Genomic DNA, 235 nt, shown 5'->3' on the forward strand with positions numbered 1-235 from the left:
GTGGTCGCCCTCGGCTCCGCCGGCATCAAGGCGATGAGCTCCGCGCAGATCCACGCGCTCAGCAGCGGCGACATCGTCGCGCTGACCACCGCCCAGGCCGGCGTGCTCAGCTCGGTGCAGGTCGCCGGCCTGACGAGCACCCAGCTTGCCGCCCTGGAGACCGACGACCTGCGCGCGCTTTCCAGCGCCACGCTGCGCTCGCTCTCCAGCAGCCAGCTCGCGGCGCTCGACAGCG

Annotated in this window: 1 protein-coding gene; it reads left to right on the forward strand. The window is 73.2% G+C overall.

Annotation, left to right across the window (positions count from 1 at the left end; all coding sequences use genetic code 11):
- Positions 1-235, forward strand: a 235-nt coding sequence (locus B0W88_RS34300; RefSeq protein WP_158081012.1) for a hypothetical protein, incomplete at both ends; no start/stop codon positions are given.

It is taken from the genome of Pelomonas sp. KK5 (assembly GCF_001984095.1).
Taxonomy (GTDB): domain Bacteria; phylum Pseudomonadota; class Gammaproteobacteria; order Burkholderiales; family Burkholderiaceae_C; genus KK5.